This is a genomic window from Tenacibaculum sp. Mcav3-52 (genome assembly GCF_022347665.1).
In the GTDB taxonomy this organism is placed as follows: Bacteria; Bacteroidota; Bacteroidia; order Flavobacteriales; family Flavobacteriaceae; genus Polaribacter; species Polaribacter mesophilus.
This window is the reverse complement of the sequence record NZ_JAKRGE010000007.1, coordinates 42273-60541: the sequence shown is the minus strand read 5'-3', so window position 1 is coordinate 60541 and position 18269 is coordinate 42273. Positions and strand designations below refer to the sequence as shown.

General features: G+C 29.1%; 21 protein-coding genes and 5 tRNA genes. 11 read left to right on the top strand and 15 right to left on the bottom strand.

What is annotated here, in order from left to right; genetic code table 11:
• Nucleotides 1-76: 76 nt before the first annotated feature.
• From MHM83_RS15000 to MHM83_RS14990, 3 genes are all read left to right on the top strand, one after another.
• Complete coding sequence (locus MHM83_RS15000) at nt 77-2107, top strand: sensor histidine kinase (protein WP_239180625.1); 2031 nt, start codon at nt 77-79, stop codon at nt 2105-2107.
• 3 nt (nt 2108-2110) lie between these two features.
• Nucleotides 2111-2860 carry a LytR/AlgR family response regulator transcription factor gene (locus MHM83_RS14995; RefSeq protein ID WP_159492430.1) on the top strand — a complete coding sequence of 250 codons (750 nt, stop codon included), beginning with the start codon at nt 2111-2113 and terminating at the stop codon, nt 2858-2860.
• Nucleotides 2861-2945: 85 nt separating this feature from the next.
• A complete protein-coding gene (locus tag MHM83_RS14990) occupies nt 2946-3503 on the top strand; it encodes a YqgE/AlgH family protein (protein WP_073181203.1) in 558 nt (185 codons plus the stop codon).
• 2 nt (nt 3504-3505) lie between these two features.
• Here MHM83_RS14990 and MHM83_RS14985 read toward each other — a convergent pair whose 3' ends face one another.
• Nucleotides 3506-4336 (bottom strand): aminotransferase class IV, encoded by an 831-nt coding sequence (locus tag MHM83_RS14985; protein ID WP_167713533.1) that lies wholly within the window; start codon nt 4334-4336, stop codon nt 3506-3508.
• A 103-nt stretch (nt 4337-4439) separates the two neighbouring features.
• Nucleotides 4440-4823 carry an START-like domain-containing protein gene (locus tag MHM83_RS14980; RefSeq protein WP_047789233.1) on the bottom strand — a complete coding sequence of 128 codons (384 nt, stop codon included), beginning with the start codon at nt 4821-4823 and terminating at the stop codon, nt 4440-4442.
• Nucleotides 4824-4927: 104 nt separating this feature from the next.
• On the opposite strand from MHM83_RS14980, the gene MHM83_RS14975 reads away from it, so the two are divergent.
• Nucleotides 4928-5001, top strand: a tRNA-Met gene (locus tag MHM83_RS14975).
• Nucleotides 5002-5037: 36 nt separating this feature from the next.
• On the opposite strand, the gene MHM83_RS14970 is transcribed toward MHM83_RS14975, so the two are convergent.
• A complete protein-coding gene (locus tag MHM83_RS14970; protein WP_239180623.1) occupies nt 5038-5469 on the bottom strand; it encodes a GNAT family N-acetyltransferase in 432 nt (143 codons plus the stop codon).
• A gap of 29 nt (nt 5470-5498) precedes the next feature.
• Here MHM83_RS14970 and MHM83_RS14965 point away from each other — a divergent pair, with 29 nt between their 5' ends.
• On the top strand, nt 5499-5945 hold the full coding sequence (locus MHM83_RS14965; RefSeq protein ID WP_047789235.1) for a GNAT family N-acetyltransferase: 447 nt from the start codon (nt 5499-5501) through the stop codon (nt 5943-5945).
• Between the two features lie 600 nt (nt 5946-6545).
• Here MHM83_RS14965 and MHM83_RS14960 read toward each other — a convergent pair.
• The 6 genes from MHM83_RS14960 to MHM83_RS14940 form a co-directional block, all read right to left on the bottom strand.
• Nucleotides 6546-7562, bottom strand: coding sequence for a helix-turn-helix domain-containing protein (locus MHM83_RS14960; protein ID WP_047789236.1), 1017 nt, complete (start codon nt 7560-7562; stop codon nt 6546-6548).
• Between the two features lie 40 nt (nt 7563-7602).
• Nucleotides 7603-7725: a hypothetical protein gene (locus tag MHM83_RS16185; RefSeq protein WP_255724871.1), complete on the bottom strand. Its 123-nt coding sequence runs from the start codon at nt 7723-7725 to the stop codon at nt 7603-7605.
• A gap of 187 nt (nt 7726-7912) precedes the next feature.
• Nucleotides 7913-8284 carry a hypothetical protein gene (locus MHM83_RS14955; RefSeq protein WP_047789237.1) on the bottom strand — a complete coding sequence of 124 codons (372 nt, stop codon included), beginning with the start codon at nt 8282-8284 and terminating at the stop codon, nt 7913-7915.
• A 111-nt stretch (nt 8285-8395) separates the two neighbouring features.
• A complete protein-coding gene (locus MHM83_RS14950) occupies nt 8396-10546 on the bottom strand; it encodes a sensor histidine kinase (protein ID WP_239180621.1) in 2151 nt (716 codons plus the stop codon).
• A gap of 2 nt (nt 10547-10548) precedes the next feature.
• A complete protein-coding gene (locus MHM83_RS14945) occupies nt 10549-10995 on the bottom strand; it encodes a response regulator (RefSeq protein ID WP_047789238.1) in 447 nt (148 codons plus the stop codon).
• A gap of 17 nt (nt 10996-11012) precedes the next feature.
• Complete coding sequence (locus MHM83_RS14940; protein WP_239180619.1) at nt 11013-11555, bottom strand: helix-turn-helix domain-containing protein; 543 nt, start codon at nt 11553-11555, stop codon at nt 11013-11015.
• Between the two features lie 269 nt (nt 11556-11824).
• On the opposite strand from MHM83_RS14940, the gene MHM83_RS14935 reads away from it, so the two are divergent.
• Nucleotides 11825-12247, top strand: coding sequence for a pyridoxamine 5'-phosphate oxidase family protein (locus MHM83_RS14935; RefSeq protein ID WP_159492434.1), 423 nt, complete (start codon nt 11825-11827; stop codon nt 12245-12247).
• 82 nt (nt 12248-12329) lie between these two features.
• On the opposite strand, the gene MHM83_RS14930 is transcribed toward MHM83_RS14935, so the two are convergent.
• Nucleotides 12330-12809: a hypothetical protein gene (locus tag MHM83_RS14930; protein WP_159492436.1), complete on the bottom strand. Its 480-nt coding sequence runs from the start codon at nt 12807-12809 to the stop codon at nt 12330-12332.
• A gap of 67 nt (nt 12810-12876) precedes the next feature.
• The gene (locus tag MHM83_RS14925; RefSeq protein ID WP_047789241.1) at nt 12877-13251 is read right to left on the bottom strand and encodes an arsenate reductase family protein; all 375 of its coding nucleotides are present in this window, start codon (nt 13249-13251) and stop codon (nt 12877-12879) included.
• A gap of 143 nt (nt 13252-13394) precedes the next feature.
• Between MHM83_RS14925 and MHM83_RS14920 the strand changes: the two genes are divergently transcribed.
• The 4 genes from MHM83_RS14920 to MHM83_RS14905 all read left to right on the top strand — a co-directional run bounded on the left by MHM83_RS14920 (nt 13395) and on the right by MHM83_RS14905 (nt 14113).
• Nucleotides 13395-13706, top strand: a complete 312-nt coding sequence (locus tag MHM83_RS14920; RefSeq protein WP_047789242.1) for a hypothetical protein — start codon at nt 13395-13397, stop codon at nt 13704-13706.
• A gap of 104 nt (nt 13707-13810) precedes the next feature.
• A tRNA-Gly gene (locus tag MHM83_RS14915) sits at nt 13811-13883 on the top strand.
• 43 nt (nt 13884-13926) lie between these two features.
• Nucleotides 13927-13999, top strand: a tRNA-Gly gene (locus MHM83_RS14910).
• Nucleotides 14000-14040: 41 nt separating this feature from the next.
• A tRNA-Gly gene (locus MHM83_RS14905) sits at nt 14041-14113 on the top strand.
• Between the two features lie 33 nt (nt 14114-14146).
• On the opposite strand, the gene MHM83_RS14900 is transcribed toward MHM83_RS14905, so the two are convergent.
• Nucleotides 14147-14788, bottom strand: a complete 642-nt coding sequence (locus tag MHM83_RS14900) for a rhomboid family intramembrane serine protease (RefSeq protein WP_239180617.1) — start codon at nt 14786-14788, stop codon at nt 14147-14149.
• 87 nt (nt 14789-14875) lie between these two features.
• Between MHM83_RS14900 and MHM83_RS14895 the strand changes: the two genes are divergently transcribed.
• The gene (locus MHM83_RS14895; RefSeq protein ID WP_239180615.1) at nt 14876-15784 is read left to right on the top strand and encodes a lysophospholipid acyltransferase family protein; all 909 of its coding nucleotides are present in this window, start codon (nt 14876-14878) and stop codon (nt 15782-15784) included.
• Nucleotides 15785-15866: 82 nt separating this feature from the next.
• Here the strand turns inward: MHM83_RS14895 and MHM83_RS14890 are convergent.
• The 3 genes from MHM83_RS14890 to MHM83_RS14880 form a co-directional block, all read right to left on the bottom strand.
• A tRNA-His gene (locus tag MHM83_RS14890) sits at nt 15867-15942 on the bottom strand.
• Nucleotides 15943-15997: 55 nt separating this feature from the next.
• Nucleotides 15998-16714 (bottom strand): bacillithiol biosynthesis deacetylase BshB1, encoded by a 717-nt coding sequence (bshB1, locus tag MHM83_RS14885; protein WP_239180613.1) that lies wholly within the window; start codon nt 16712-16714, stop codon nt 15998-16000.
• Nucleotides 16715-16777: 63 nt separating this feature from the next.
• Nucleotides 16778-18187 (bottom strand): MATE family efflux transporter, encoded by a 1410-nt coding sequence (locus MHM83_RS14880; protein WP_159492446.1) that lies wholly within the window; start codon nt 18185-18187, stop codon nt 16778-16780.
• Nucleotides 18188-18269 lie beyond the last annotated feature (82 nt).

Here is an 18269-nt window from a genome sequence, read left to right as displayed (position 1 = left end):
CCTTCCCTTCGTAATGACGTTTTATTTAAGTACTTTTGTTATGATGAAAACCCAATATCATATTACAAAAACAGCTATGAGAAACAATTTTGTATTGAGTACTCAAAAACACTCAGTACAAAATTTTGTTTTTTTACTACTTTGCTGTTTTATCTGTGGTCTGATAAATGTTTCTGCCCAAAACCAACCTTTAAAAACCTATACAAAAAATAATGGGTTACCTAGTCTACATATAAATAGTGGCGCTCAAGATAAAACTGGTTATGTATGGTTAGCTTCCAATAACGGCTTAATTAGATTTAACGGAAATGAGTTTACTACTTTTACTACAAAAAACGGACTTATTTCCAACAACGTTAATATCATTTCTTCAAAAGGAAATATTATATTTATAGGTACTGATAAAGGTTTAAGTATAAAAAACCATCATGGGTTTACTAATTTTGAAGGCAACAATGTTAACTGTATTTTAACCGTTAAAAACCATACTTTTTTAGGCACTGATAAAGGAGTTGTTAGAGTTCGTGAAAACTATCTCTCTCCTCTTCGTACCAACTTTCAAATTGATTTAAATCAGATAAACGATATGTTATTTGATGGAAAGTTTTACTGGATAGCTACTAATAAATCTTTGTGGAAGCTTGATAAGCTTATCAATCCTAAAGTTTTAAAAAGAATTGATGTAAATAATTACACTTCTCTTTTAATTAACAAAAAAACGATAATTGCTACCACTTATAACAAAGGGCTTAAATTCATTAAAAATAACGAAGTAGAAACACAAAGCATCACTGCACAAAATGTTATTGAAATTAAAAAAATTAATAATCAATTTTGGATTATCTCTGAGGATAATGGTATTGAAGTACTAGATGCTAATTTTAATTTCGTTAAAAATATTAATAAATATAACAGCTTAACTACCAATAAAATTACCAGTACCTTTCAAGACAACGAAAATAACACTTGGGTTTCTACAAAAGATAAGGGAGTTTATTTTATTAAAAGTGACAAACCAATACAAAAAAAGCCTACCATTTCTTTTGAAAATATTGAGGTAGTTTTTACTCCTTTAGATAGCATTAACATAAACAACTACAGCAAAACTCTAGAACTCCCTGCAGATAAAAACCATATCTCTTTTTATTACAAAACAATAGATATTAGCAACTCAAATAAGTTGGAGTATCGCTATACGCTCAACAATCAAACCAGTCCCTGGAGTACTAAAAGCGCTATTGATTTAGCTTATCTTTCTCCAGGAAACTATACTTTTTCAGCTCAATCAAGAATTGGAAAAATAGAAAGCACTCCTATTGAGTTTAATTTTTATATTGATACTCCTATCTATAAAAAAAGTTGGTTTATTTGGTCTACCATTGGAGTAGCCAGCATAATTTTAACACTCATTGTTTGGTCATATATCAGAAGAATTCAAGCTAAAAACAAAGCTAAAGTTGCAAAGTTAGAACTGGAAAATCATTTGATATCTCTAGAGCAAAAAGCCTTGCAACTTCAAATGAATCCGCATTTTATTTTTAATGTCTTAAATGGAATTAAAGCATTGGGTAACTCGGGGAAATCAGTTGAATTAAATACAACCATTAGTAAATTTGCTACTCTTTTACGTGGTGTTTTACACAATTCTAGACAAGAAGAAATTAGCTTAGCTGAAGAAATTACCACACTAAAAAATTATGTTGAACTAGAACAACAAATAAACTCAAATACCTTTGAATATTCAATAACTACAAATCTTTCTATTGATCCTGAAGAAATTCTAATTCCACCAATGCTAATACAACCTTTTGTTGAAAACAGTATAAAACACGGAATCTCTTCTGTTGAAAATGGAAAAATTAGGATCAGTTTTTCTATAAAAAATGATCTTTTTCATTGTGAAATAATAGATAACGGTATTGGTGTTCATCAATCAAAAGAACTTAAAAAAGTTAGCTCACATAAATCCGTAGCTTTAAAAGTTACGCAAGAACGAATTCGAAACCTGTCAAAAAAGGGAGCTTTTTCCATTATTGAATTATATGATGAAGGAAAAGTAACAGGAACTAAGGTACTATTTGAAATTCCTTTAAAAACTGATTTTTAAAACATGAAAAAACTTTCTGCAATTTTAGTAGACGATATGTCAACAGCTTTAGAAATGTTACAAAACGATCTCATTCAATTTCATCCAGAAATTGAAATTATTGGTACTGCTAAAAGTGTGGTTGAAGCTTCAAAAGTTTTACGAAAGCAACAACCAGATATTTTATTTTTAGATATTATGCTGGGAGACGGTACTGGTTTTGATGTTTTAGAAATTCATCCAAACCTATCCTCAAAAATTATTTTTGTTACTGCAAGCGACGAGTATGCCATTAAAGCTTTTAAATTTGCTGCTATTGATTATGTATTAAAACCATATTCAAACGAAGATTTAGCAAGCGCAATTAATAAAGCAAAAAATCAAATTAAACCCGATAAAGAACAGCTAACAGTACTACAGCAATCCATTTCAAAACCAAATCAACGTCCTAAAAAGATCTCATTAAACACTTCTGACAAAATTATGGTGGTAAATTTAGACGATATTGTTCGTTGTCAGTCCGATAATAATTACACAGAGTTTTTTATGAATGATGGACAAAAAATATTAGTTGGAAAAACCTTAAAGCACTTTGCTGACATGTTGAAGGAATACGATTTTTTACGAGTTCACCAAAGTCATCTAATTAATATTCAATTCATTAAGGAATTCATAAAATCTGATGGAGGATATTTAGTTTTAAAAAACAAAACAACTGTTCCTGTTTCAGTTCGTAAAAAAAATGAAGTCATTAATGTTTTAGAAAGAATGTAGCCCTTATTTTTTTATGGTTTTTTAACACTTTTGTTAAAGTTTTATTAAAATTTTATTTACCTTAGTGTTTATAAACTATAAAAATATGGTTGCATTTAAGCCGAAAAAAGGTAGGTTATTAATTGCTGAACCAGCAATTTTAAATGATAGCTCTTTTAAAAGAACTATTGTATTACTTACTGAACATAATGAAAAAAGCTCTGTGGGTTTTATTTTAAACAGACCTTTAGACTATGTACTTAGCGATTTAGTTTCTGAAATAGACTGTGACTTTACAGTGTACCAAGGTGGACCTGTAGAACAGGATAATTTATATTTTATCCACAAAGCTCCACATTTACTACCTAACAGTATTGAGGTCGCAAACGGTATTTATTGGGGAGGAAATTTTGACCTGTTAAAAGAGTTATTAAATAATAAACAATTAAAATCTACTGATATTCGTTTCTTTTTAGGTTATTCTGGTTGGGGAGCAAACCAATTGGAAGAGGAACTATTAATGAACTCTTGGTTTATAGCAGAGAATGACTATGAAAATATTTTAACTGCGAACGATAGAGACTTTTGGAAAAACAAGTTACTACAAAGAGGAGGCAAATATAAAATTTGGGCTAACGCTCCTAGCGACATTCAAATGAACTAACCTTAGCTAGTTACTATCGCTAGTTTTAAGCTACTTTTAATTTTATTAGTTATCACTGTTGAAAACTCTTTTTTACGATAATTGGTAACTGGCTGAATTCCTACAATAGCATTGGTTATAAAAACCTCGTCTGCTTTTTGAATTTCAAAAGGAGAAATAGTTGTTTCATCTATTGTGTATTCTCCGTGTTTCTCAATAATTTCAATTACTTTTTTTCTAATAATTCCTTTGATACAGCCTTCAGTTAAGGCAGGAGTTTTTATTGTGTTTCCTTTTACTACAAAGATGTTTCCATTAATAGTTTCAACGACTCCCTTACGCTCATTTAGTAAAATACAGTTATCTAAATCGTTTTCTTCTGCAAAAACGGCTGCTAATGTATTTAACATTCTATTTGTTGTTTTTATTGTTGAAAGCAATCCTGAATAGTTATAAAAATCTTTAAAAACATCCATTCTATAAGTCTCTTTCTCTACATTTTCTATTGGAGTTCCTTCAATAATATAATCTATTTCATTTGTAACGGGTGCATATAAGCCACCATCTTTTCTAAAAACAGTTAATCGTACCCTATAAGTAGAAAATTCAGGTAATTGTTTTGTTACTTTAAGGATTTCTTCTTGTAAAAACTCAAGGGTAAACCTCATAGGTATCTTCATACGAAGCATTCTCATTGATGCCATTAATCTAAAGTAGTGATCTTCTACAAAAACAACTTTACCATTTAATACTTTAATTGTTTCAAAAATAGCATCGCCATACTTAAAAGCCCTATTCTTTGTTGAAATTTGCACTTCGTTATCAGAAACCAAAGTTCCATTAAAGTTTACCATTTCCTAAAATTTTAATTGCAAACTTACAATTTAGGTAAATATTAGCCATAAAAAACTCGACAAAATTGCCGAGTTTTTTTAAATACTTATTAATTATAATATGTTAAGCTCCTATTGTATGTTTTAACTCTTCTATTTGGTTTTGCCAAAGCATTTTTGCTTCCTCTACATCATCTTCATCATCTGCAAAATCTGTAACAATTACAGCAACATCTTTTGTTAATGGGTCTACTTGAATTCTGAATTCAAAATAACTATCATCACCCTCACTTTCAGTCCATTTAAACTTAATACGTTCATCTGCTTTTTTTGTTATTATTTTTGCTTCTTCTTCAGAATCATCCCAAATAAAGGTAATCAGTTTTCCTCGTGAATTAACTCTATCTGCAAACCACTCTTCTAATCCTGCTGGTGTTGCGAAGTATTGATATAACATACTTGGAGATGCATGAATAGGAAACTCTAATTCAAATTTAACTTTGCTCATTTATTTTTTTGTTTGAGTGCCAATATAGATAATTATTTTTTAAAAAAAAATTTAAATGTTTGTTGCTTAAAACCAAAAAGTAATTATATTTGCACCCGCAATCAGGCGAGGTAGCTCAGTTGGTTAGAGCGCAGGATTCATAACCCTGAGGTCGGCAGTTCAAATCTGCTCCTCGCTACAAAACCCAAATCTTTTGATTTGGGTTTTTTTGTATTTATACTTTACTGTACATTTTAAAATGAACACCTACCTTTTGCACCTTAAACTTCTCACCTATAATTACGAAATCTAAATTTTCATAAAACCCTACTGCTTCTTCTCTTGCATTACACCACAGAACGTCTATGCTTTTAGTTTTTAAAATGCTTTTTGCCTCTTCTAGTAGTAACTTTCCTACCCCCATACCTCTAACTTCTGGCAAAGTAGCCATTCCTCTTAATTGATATTGCAATCCTTTAATAGCTTCTGTTTTATTTTGAATAAAAGAAGCTACACCTACCAACTTAGTTTTGTAAAAAGCTCCTAAATGAAATGTACTTCCATACTCATCTTCTTTAAACTTATAAGGTAAATCTATATTATTACGCAAAACCGTTAATCTAATATTATAAGTTTCTTGAGCTGATATATTTTTTATTTTTATCATCTAAAATTTCTTTAATCCAAAAATACAGAATGAATATAAAATTTAACCTCATTAGTAAAGAAGATATTCTTATTATCCTTCCTCTTTTACATAAAGTTAACACCACAACACCACATGATATTTTAAAAAACAGAGTGATAGAAATGGTAGCATACCCTAACTACGAATGTATAGGTGTTTATGACAACAACAAGCTTATAGGTATTTGCGGGCTTTGGTATAGTACTAGGCACTATATTGGTAAAAGTGTAGAGCCAGATCATGTAGTTATACATGAAACTTATAGAGGTAAAAGTGTTGGTAAACAGCTTTTCAAGTGGATATACAATTACACTAAATCTAAAGGGTGCGAGGCAGTTGAATTAAACACGTACACTGCTAATAGGAAGTCTCATAAATTTTATTACAACGAAGGTTTTGAAATCTATGGTTTCCATTTTTTAAAAGTTTTACGAGATGATAAAAACTTTTATTAAAGCTACAAAAATTACAATTTCTTATTTTTTAAAAGTATTATTCTTTTTATTCTATTATTCATTAAATTCTAAATATCTTTGTAATACTTAAGAGACGTCTTAAGTTCTTTTTCATAGCAATTTTCCCACTCAATATTTTGAGTGGGTTCTTTTTTATAATTTATACTACAATTTTATTTTTCTCTATTTTTAATAATTTTGCTCACATGTATAAAGTTTTCATAGATACATTATTCTTAATATTCTCTTTCTTTTTTATCAGAAAAGGTTCAAGTTTTCTTATAAATAGATCAAGAAACTTCCATAAAAAATATAAAACAACTCTAGCTGATAAAGACAAATTATTTAATTTTTTCCAATTCTTTTTCTATATCCTTTCATGGGGCACTATTATTTTAATCTTTATTATTTGGGTCAAGTTTCTTTATTCTTAATAATCTATAAATTTTAAACACAGTATAATCGATATTCTATTTATTACTTATTAACCCTCAACATGAACTATCTTTTATTTTAAAAGATAGTTCACTTAAAAGTTTGAGTATAAAAACAAAAAGAGGCTACATGTAGCCTCTTTTTGTCAAAAAAAAATGAAATATATTATGCTGTTGCAGCTAACTTAATTCTAGATTTGTATTCTGTAGGAGTGCAATTGTATTTTTGTTTAAATATCTTACAAAAGTAACTTCTACTAGAAAATCCTACAGAATAAACTATTTGTGATATGTTTAAATCACTATTTTTTATTAATTCTTCTGATTTTTTTACTCTTTCTGTCCTTATAAAATCATTCACAGTTGTATTATGCATTAATTTAAATCCTTCTTGAAGCTTTGAGGAAGTTACTCCTGTTTTTTTACATAAATCTTCTATAGTAGTTGCTCTTTCTGGATAATTTTTTATGTACGTAGAAATTTCTTTTATCTCTTGCATTTCTCTTAACGTTAAACTCCCTGTAGGTTGTTTAGAATTCTTCAAATCTCTTTTGTACTGTTGTATTTCTAGAGCTAAAACCATATGTACTATACCTTCAATTAGTAAACTACGCATTACCCCATCTTCTTTTATCTTCGTTACTTGCTCTATTTTTTCTGCTATTTTTAAATTATGAGAACTAATAAAAACATTATTTTCTTTTTTATTTTTCACAAAAGTTTCAAACAACTCTTGATGAACTGTATTTTTTTTAACTGAAGCTGTTAATTCGTAAGCTGTTATAAGAGTAACAATTACATTTGTTTCTTTTTTAAAGTAAATGGTATTTTTAGACGATGTTATGTTTGACATAAAACCTATCTGAAACGGCTCTAATGTTGTTTTTTTGTTTTTCTTAGTAAACTGATGCGCTATTTTACCTTTACTACAATAAGCTATATTTACTGCTTTACTAATATTTGTATTTATATTTAGGGCTATATCTTCATTAAAAGTAACATTAAACTCTAAATATGAAATGTTATTTTTTAGTAAAACACCTCTCACTTCACCATAACCAATTTCATTATCAAAGGTTAAGCAATGCTCTTTGAAACATTTTTTATATGAAGCTGATAATTGCTCTTTTAATTGACCAAACGTTTTTACTATTGAACTGCTATTTATGTGAAGTGTTTTCATGTCTACTCTTTTTAGGTTAATAAATTAGTTTTTCTTTATTCTAACATTTTTTCTTTTTTGGTGTTTTTGCTTGTGAAGCTAAGTTTTGTAAATATTCTGTTTTAGCTACTATCTTACCTACTTTAGCATTTAACCCTTGCTTATCATATACTCTAGTCTTCATTATATTTCGTTATTAATTACATTACAAAAATGCAACCAATACACGCATTCTTCGTTACATAATTTTTGCTTTGTTTTATATAATTTTTAGAAACAATTAAAACACGTGTAATTATTGATGTTTAGATTGTTTTTAACAAAAAAAGATCTCTATGTAGAGATCTTTTTTTATCATTATTTATAATTTATTATCGTTTACAGTTTGCACTCCACGACTTCCCATCTTTGGCCATCTTTATATTTAAAGAACTTTCATCTATTACAATAAGACTAGCCTCATCCCAATCTAACTCAAACTTATTTTCACCTTTTTCTATTTCTAAACCACTAATTGATGGTATGTCGTCAGAAAAAATAAAATTGTATGTATCTCCTGTTTTAGCTACTGTAACACTTCCATTTTCTGCCGAAATTGAGTTTTCTCCATTATCATAAGAAACACTTCCTTCATATGTACCTACAAATAAATCATTATCTTTTGGATCATCACTTTCACTACATGCTGTAACTGTTAATAAAACTACTCCTAAAATGCTTAATAATTTGATTAAATTCTTCATGTTTTTCTTGTTTTTAAATTATACTACAAAGATGCAGTGTATCTAAAAACCGTGTGTTATATAATTTTTACTTTGTGTTATATAATCTTTAGAATTCATTAAAAACTTAAACTATGCTGGTAAATATATTGTAAACACAGCACCACTACCCTTTATTCCTGTAGCTTGAATATACCCTTGATGTTTTAATACAATTTTTTTACAAATAGCTAATCCTATACCTGTTCCAGAATATTCATGCTTTAGATGTAAACGTTGGAACATTTCAAAGATTTTATCTCTCATATTATTGTCAAAACCTATACCATTATCTATTACTTTAATTAAATAATATGCTTGATGATTTTTTACGAAAGGCTCATCAATATCAATAGCTTCAATTTTTTTAGAAGTTATGGTTACTTTTAGATCCTTTTCTTTATTACGATACTTAATTGCATTAGATATTAAATTGTTAAATAACTGATTTAACTGAAACTCTATCCCTTTTACAGCAGGCAATTCTGTATACTCTAAAACAGCATTAGCTTCTTCTATAGTTAATGACAAGTCATCTATTACATCTTGTAGTACATTATTTAAATTTACTAATGACAAATCGTCTTCTTTTCTATTTATTCTAGAAAAAGACAATAAATTATTTATTAATGTACGCATTCTTAAACTAGCGCTATTAGCCCTTTCAATATACTGTTTGTTTTTTTCTGATAACTCATCATCATTTGTGAGCCTTGACAGGTACATTTGTACTTTTCTTAATGGTTCTTGTAAATCATGACTTGCAATACGATTAAAAGATTCTAACTCTACGTTTTGATGTACTAATTCAGTATTTTTTTGTTGCAACTGCAATTCTGTTTCTACCTGTTTAGTTACATCTTGAATTATCCCAATCATCGTTATTTTATTGTCATGTTCATTAAATGCACCGTTTGTATACAAATGTTTTATTACATTTTCTTTCGTTATTACTCTAAAAATAAATTCAACCGCCTGCTCTTTTTGATAAGCTTCGTTTATATTCTTATCATAAAGCTCTAAATCATCTGGATGTACAAACTCCCTAAACTTTACAGAAGAAGAAGCGAACTCTTGTGGTTTATATCCTAAAATCCTATAAACATTATCTGACAAAATAGTATGGTCTACTTTCATAAACCATATATAACTCCCCATCTCAGCTATTTTCTCTGCTTCTTTTAATAAATCGTTACTTAATTTTAATTCATGATTTAATTTAGATAAGTCTTTCTCATATTTTCTTGATTTTGATATATCTGATATAATCACTTTTATATCATCTTGAGAAGGGAAAAAACGTCTTAAATATGTTATTTTTTCTTCATCTACATCAATTTCAGAAACTTCTTCTATTGATTTCTGTAAGGAAAAGGAATCTATTAATTTTTGTAATTCTCCTGATACTTTTAACTCAGGATAAACTTCAGTAACCAGCCTACCCAACAGTTCTTTACTATTGTAACCATATATTTCTTTCGCACTACTTGCATATTCAATTTTAAAGTCTATTACCTCTTTATTATTATCATAAACAGGAGTATAAACTCTAACTATATCAGTAGAAGCATTTAAAATACTTTTTAAAAGTGAGTTTGTTTTAAAGTACAACTTACGACTCACAAACAATCTATATAAAGAAAATAATAATAAAAGCAATGCAAAAGCAGACGATATAACCATCATTCTAATAACTGATTCATTCTTCTCTTCACGATAAGTTACTAGTTTAGAAATATCTTCTTTCTGTTGTTCTAAAATATGTTTTTTTATAGAGTCTATTTTATGTAAAGAAGAGTTTATTCCTAAAATTTTCTTCTTTTTTATACTATTTCTTAAAGAACTAAAGGTAGTATCTAACTCTACTAAATTACCAAATAGTTTATTTTGTTCTTCCGCTATTTTATTAATACGCTCTAACTGTTTAGGCTTATTTCTAAAATCAAATAACAAACCTTGAATACTTATATATATATCGTTATTTATAGTATACCATTTATCTGGGTCTAATTTTCTTCTTAAAATAGCCGCTTCTAAATGCTCGGTTTGCATTAATTTATATTTTTTTGAAAGCTCCTCTAGCTTTATATATTCATCATAATTAATTTTTGAAGAGTCTGTAGCATTTTGAAAGTCTTGAAAAAAAACATAAGACACTATAAAGACTACAAGTAACTTACCTATAGCTATAGATGAAGTAACAACATAAGCTTTATTTGATTGAGTAAAACTATTTTCAAACATAGCTAAATTCTTAATAAAAAGTTATCTTTATTTAAATTTGAAGTTTGGTACTGCCAATTAATTTGCAGTACTTTTTTTATAACTTTCTTTAATTCTTTAAAAGATGTAGGTTTGTTTATGTATATATTAGCTCCATTAACAAACGCCTCTTCAATATCTTCTTCTGAAGAAGATGTTGAGTATATAGCTACTATTATACTTTGTAATTTTGGAGTTTTACGAATATCTATTAAGCATTCCATACCATTTTTAATAGGCATATTCAAGTCTAAAAAAATTAAATTTGGAAGCTCTTTACAATCATTACACAAATAACTCATTAAATCTTGTCCATGGTTAAATGTTTTTAGCTCTGAGGCAATATTTATCTCCTCAATAGCATCTTCAAAAAACATACGATCATCTATATCATCGTCTGTTAAAATAATTTTTAATTTATCTTTAGCCATAATTAACTAATACCTGATTATTGGTTACGTTTTTCCACTATACGTTTAAAAGTAGAAGTGGTAAGTCCAGTTACTTTTTTAAACTGCCCTGACAAATGAGCGACACTACTATAGTTTAATCTATAGGCTATTTCAGTTAATGTTAAATTACTATTTAACAATAATTCTTTAACTACATCTACTTTTCTTAAAATTATGTAGTTTTCTATTGAGGTGTGGTTTGATTCAGAAAACAAGTTAGATAAATAAGCATACGAATAATTTAACTTATCAGACAAATAATCAGAAGCATTCACCCTTGCTGCTGCTTCATCTTTCAACATCTCATCAATAATTATTTTTATTCGCTGAACAACATCTAACTTTTCATCGTTAGTAATATCTATTTTAAAAGGAGCTAATAATTCTTTTATTTTTTCTTTTTCATTTAAAGAAAGTTCCTTTTCAAAAACTACTTCTTGAGAGCTTGTTACATAAAAGGGCAAGCTTAACTCTTTTAAATGATACGTTAAAAAAGATTTTAAAGCTGTGTTAGCATCAAATTTTAAATAAATTTTCATGTCAATTTACATTATTAAATACTACTCTTCCCTCCAAACAATCAAAAGTAGTTTTTTTTAAACTTTTACAAAGCCTCTTAAATGATTATTTTACTTTTATTTTTTAATGTAAAGTTAAAATGAACTTAAAAAACAATTTAAATTAATAAAGTATCTACTAAAAAACACTTAACATAATATTATATAAGCTCTTTTTTTTTCTTTTTGAGTTAAAAAAAAACTATACTTTCCTCAACTTTGTACATAATTATTTTATAAAGATTAGACAGATGAAAAAAAATGATTTAGTAGATAAAAATGCTATTGAAAGAATTCAGTCTATCCTAATAAACACCCCAACATGCATGTTAATTAGTTCGTTAAGTAAACCAAACCCTTCGGTTTGCCCTATGACTGTTAAAACAATTGACAATGATGGAGCTTTGTGGTTTTTATCAGATAAAGAATCTGAACACTATAAAAACATTGAAAAAGATAATGACTTACTCTTAACTTTTACTAATAACACAGACAAACAATATTTATCAATCAGAGGTAAGGGCATTCATTACGAATCAAAAGGAATTATAGATAAGTTACTCTCACAACAAGACTTAAAAAATAATAACCTTCACACCATTACTATCCTTAAAGTTATTATAAACAATGCATACTACTGGGATATAAATTTGAAAAAATCTGTAACCATTTAAAAAGTTTTTATAATTATCACAAATAAAAAAAGCAGTTCGTTGTGAACTGCTTTTTTAGGATGGATTATTTGTAAAATGTATATTAACTATTTAATTCATCAGCTAATTTATCAAAAGCATTCTCTACATCATCATAAGCTTTCTCAAACCCTTTTTTCACATCATCCCAAGTATCTTCAGAACTATTCTTTAATTTTTCCATGCTTGCTTTGAGTTTTGTTCTTTTATTTTTTAAAGAAGCTAACAATTCTTGACGCTCTTTCTTTACACTTTCACTTGCATCATTATAACTATCACTTACATTTTTCTCTAATTTATCAATCTCAGCATCTAATTTATCTATTCCTTTGTTAATTGATTTTGTTACCTCACTTTTCTTTTCAAAAGTATAATCACCTAGGTCAGAAAAACTCTCTTCAATTTCATCTATTCCTTCTTCTACGCTCGCTTCCACTTCATCCATTTTTTCTTTTACCTGTTCTTTTTTTTCTTTTTTGTTTTCACAAGAAACCATTACAACTGCTGTTAATAATGTTGCTAAAATTAATTTTGATATTTTCATAATTATTCAGTTTAAATTTATACCTACTCTCTTAAAGGGTTTTCGGCTTACTCCCTAAAATTATTTTCTAATTATCTAACACATTCATCATATCAGTTTTTTCTTTAATTCTCAAAGCTTTATCTGCATTAACAACAATAGGAACCTGTAACAAACTAGGTTTGCTATTTATTAATTTCAACCAGTCTGTCTCATCAAAGCTCGTTACATCTCCTACATTCTCAGCATTTGAGTGCTTAGGTGAAAACAACTCTCCTAATGTTACATTTAACATAGCAGCTATTTCTAACCATATTGTATCTGAAATTTTTTCTTTACAAATATTTATAATCTGTAGCTTTTTATCTACGGCAGAAGCATAAGCTAACATTTCTTTACTAAAACTGGATTCACAGGAGTAAATAAATAATAATTGCCTTTTATGTTTTGCTAACACAGTCATTAATTTAGTTTATTAATTTATTACAAAATTAGTTTCATATGGTTTTATAAATTAACTTAAATAGATTAATATTTAACTCATATAAGTTAATCTTGTTCTTTTTGATTCTATACTTTTGAATGTAACTTTAATACTCATACACTATGAATAACAATTCTAAACATGAAATAAATAAAATTGAATATTATAAAAACAAAGGATACACTGCTAGTTATCATCTTATTAATAATAAATTAATTGACGTAGATACTAAAAAAGAATATACCGTTAAAGACGTTACTATTGATGAAGAGTATAGGTATGAAGGTTATTCTAACCCTGCTGATTTAAGTATTCTTTATATATTAACAATGCACGACGGAACAAAAGGCACTATTTTAGCTGCTTATGGCCCAAGTGCTAATATTGAATTAACTTCTTTTTTAAATAAGTGTTCTTCTAAAAAAAATACTTAACTCATTATCTGACACTTATAAAAAGTGTGCTTTTTTTTCATTTTTTTTTACAAAAAAGTCTTTGTAAATAACAAAAGCAGTATTATATTTGCAACCGCTTTACTGCGGGAGTAGCTCAGTTGGTAGAGCGTCAGCCTTCCAAGCTGAATGTCGCCAGTTCGAACCTGGTCTCCCGCTCAAATTTTTACATAATTGTAAGAAATTACAAAAAGTCTTTACCGCGGGAGTAGCTCAGTTGGTAGAGCGTCAGCCTTCCAAGCTGAATGTCGCCAGTTCGAACCTGGTCTCCCGCTCAAATTCTACATAATTGTAAGAAATTACAAAAGTCTTTACCGCGGGAGTAGCTCAGTTGGTAGAGCGTCAGCCTTCCAAGCTGAATGTCGCCAGTTCGAACCTGGTCTCCCGCTCAAAAAAAACCGAAACTAATGTTTCGGTTTTTTTTATTTATTTAGCTTATCTCCAAATAAAAACAATCCTAGAATAATTACTCCCATAATACCAACCATTATTGTATGATTTGTTATCACACCTGGTCGCAACACTAATGTTATCAAATATCCACCAATAGCACCTCCTAAATGAGCGGAATGACCGATATTACCTACTTGTTTTTTCATTCCGTAAATAGAATACAATAAATATCCTACACCAAAAACATATCCTGGAATTGGTATTGGTATTGGCAACATAACCAACTCCATACTTGGATATAACATTATAGAAGAAAATATTACTCCAGACACAGCTCCTGATGCACCAACCGCACTATAATAAGGCATTTTTTTATGTTGATACAACGAATACATACTTCCCGATATTAAACTTACAAAATAGATTAAAATAAAATTGAATGTACCAAAACTTGAGTCAACTACTTTTCCAAATAAATACAAAGCATACATATTAAATCCTAAATGCAACCAATCTACATGCAAAAAACCTGAAGTTAACATTCGTATTTTCTCTCCCCCTAATATTCTTTGAACTTGAAATTTATAACGATCAAAAAAAGCTGCATCACTAAATCCTTTTAAAGATACCAACACATTAGCTACAATTAGTATAATAATAATTTGACTCATAATTTATATTTATCCACAAACATAAACAAAAGTTAACAAAACAAATCATTCAGTAATTAATACGATATTTGTCAAAAATATCATTTAATGAAACTATTCTTATTTATTATTGTTTATCCACTAATATGGATGCTATCAATTTTACCCATGAGATTATTATATATAATTTCTGACTTTTTCCGTCTTATTATATTCAACCTTATTGGATACCGTAAAAAAGTGGTTGTAGAAAATCTAAAAAAAGCTTTTCCAGATAAAAGCGACAAGGAAATAAAAAACATTGCAAGAAAGTTTTACAAACACTTTGTCGATTTAATTTTTGAAAGCATTAAGTCTTTTACCATTAGTAAAAAAGAAATACATAAACGCTACAAATACAAAAACCCTGAACTAGTAAACAAACTAACTAAAGAAGGTAAAAGCATTGCTTTAGTAGGAGCACATCAAGCTAACTGGGAATGGTCTTTTGGACTTCCTTTAGTTTTGGACGGAGAAGTTTTTGGTGCCTATACAAGGCTTGCCAACAAATACTTTGAAAAAGCTGTAAAAACTTCAAGAACTAAATTCGGAATTATTGGTTTAAAAACTTCTGAAACTGTCAAAGGAATTCACAAAAATTACAAAAATAACACACAAGGAATATACATATTATTAAGCGATCAATCTCCTCAAATACACAAAACTCATTATTGGGCTAAATTCTTAGGTATTAAGGTTCCAGTACATACTGGAGCTGAAATACTTTCAAAAAAATATAACTTTGCTGTAGTCAACTATGTTGCAAAAAAAGTTAAGAGAGGTTATTTTGAAGTTGAATTTGAACTGATAACAGAAAATCCAAAAGATTTCGAAAACTATCAAATAACAGACAAGTATTTAGAAATTACCGAAAAAAATATCAAAGCACAACCAGAGTTTTATTTATGGACACACAAACGCTTTAAACATAAAGACAAATACGCGCAATGGCTAGAAAACAGAAAAGCTTCTCAATAAACTGAGAGGCTTTTTTATTCAACACTAATTTTAAAAGTAAATTTAAAACACAAAAAAACCTTCTCAAATTGAGAAGGTTTTTGGGTGAAAGACCGGGTTCGAACCGGCGACCTCCGGAACCACAATCCGGCGCTCTAACCAGCTGAGCTACAATCACCATGTAACTTGCGGGTGCAAATATACATTCTTTTTACATTGTGGCAAAACTTTTTTTTAAATTAATTTACTTAAATTTTCTACTGCCACGTAACGTTCTGATGTAAAGCCTTCTGCAAAATCAACTCCTATTAATCTACCCAAATCTCTTGCCCTATACTCTATACTATCGGTAAAGTTTTTACTAGTTATAGGCGTTTCTGGCTCATTACTTTTCGGATCAAAAAACTGTGATGAATACGCCATAACTGAACTTATTTTTTTGTCCATAAAACCAGTAACATCTACCACAAAGTCAGGTTCAATATTTTTCCATTGTATATAGTGATAAACTTGTTTCGGTCTCCATTTTTCTTGTTGAGCTCCATCTAACTCAGTTACTATTTTAAGCAAACCACTTAAAAAACAAGCATCAGACACTAACTGACTTCCTTTAGAATGATCAATATGGCGATCATCAATAGCATTACACAACACTATTTCTGGTTGATACTTACGTATCATTTTTATAACCTCTAGTTGATGTTCTTTATCATTTTTAAAAAAACCATCTGCAAAACCTAGGTTTTCTCGTATTGATACTCCTAAAATATCAGCGGCTATTGATGCTTCTTTATCACGCAATTCGGCAGAACCTCTTGTTCCTAACTCTCCACGAGTTAAATCAACTATCCCAACTTTTTTTCCTTCTGAAATTTCTTTAGTTAAGGTCGCTGCACATCCTAATTCAACATCGTCAGGGTGCGCTCCAAAAGCTAATATATCTAGTTTCATTTATTGTATTGTTTTATATAGTACTTCCTTTAAAATAATTATAGCTAATTTACTAAATGAAGTTTACACTTTAACTGTTTTCCATTTTCCTTTTTTAAACATCCAAATACCAACAACAGCTATTAAAATTTCTGCTAAAGTTATTGCTAAAAAGACTCCTATAGGACCAAAATCTAACGTAATAGCCATTATGTATGCAAACGGTAATTGAAATAACCAGAAGCACACAAAGTTGATATAGGTTGGTGTTTTGGTATCTCCTGAACCATTAAAAGATTGAATTACAACCATTCCATAAGCATATGCTATGTATCCAGCTGCCATAATTTGCAAACACAAAGCTCCATTTTCAACAACTTCAGTCTTTTCAGAAAACCATCCTAAAAAAGTTGGAGCAAAGAATATATAAATCAATGAGACTGCTCCCATAAAAATTGCACAATATTTACTCGTTATCCAAACAGACTTCTCTGCTCTCTCAGGTTGTTCTGCTCCTAAATTTTGACCTACCAATGTTGCTGCTGCATTACTCATTCCCCAAGCAGGCATCAAGGTAAACATCATTATTCGAATGGCAATTGTATATCCTGCTAGCACTTCACTACCAAATTCGGACATAATTCGCATTAAAAATACCCAACTTGAAGTTCCGATAATAAACTGCCCTATTCCTCCTAATGATACTTTTATTAAGTTTATCATTACAGAAACTCTAACCACTAAATCTTTAAACGCTATTTTTATTTTACCTGCTCCAAAAAACAATACTCCTAATTGCGCTATAACTGCCGTCCCTCTTCCAATCGTTGTTGCAATAGCCGCTCCCTCTACTCCATATGCAGGTATTGGACCTAACCCAAAAATAAAAATAGGGTCAAGTATAATATTTAATCCGTTTGATAAAATCAACGTCCACATTGCAATGGATGCATTTCCCGCTCCTCTAAAAACAGCATTGATTAAAAACAATAACATTACTGTTATGTTTCCACCCAATAATACACGAGTATATCCGTAACCTTCAGCAATTAAATCAGGCTCGCCTCCCATAAGTGCTAATATTTCCTTCGGATATACAATTCCAACAATACTAATAAGGATAGAAATAAAAACTCCTAAAAATATAACTTGCACTGCTGTTTGATTTACTCCTTCTAAATCCTTCTCCCCTGTTCTTCTAGCGACTAAAGCTGTTGCTGCCATACTTAACCCTATGGCTACAGCATACACTAACGTAAGTACAGACTCTGTTAACCCTACAGTAGCTACAGCATTTACGCTTACTCTAGATACATAAATAATATCTACCAAGGCAAAAATAGATTCCATCAGCATTTCCAAAATCATCGGAATTGCTAATACAAAAATTGCTTTACCAATACTTCCTGTCGTAAAATCTTGCTGTCTTCCTAAAACAGCATCTTTAAAAAGTGAGAATATAGTTTGTTTTGATGTTTGATTGTTTTCAGTCATTATAAAGTTTTATAAATACATAAAATTGTCTTAAAAGAAATAAGACATAACTATTTGTTGCTCAAGCAACACAACTATTTGA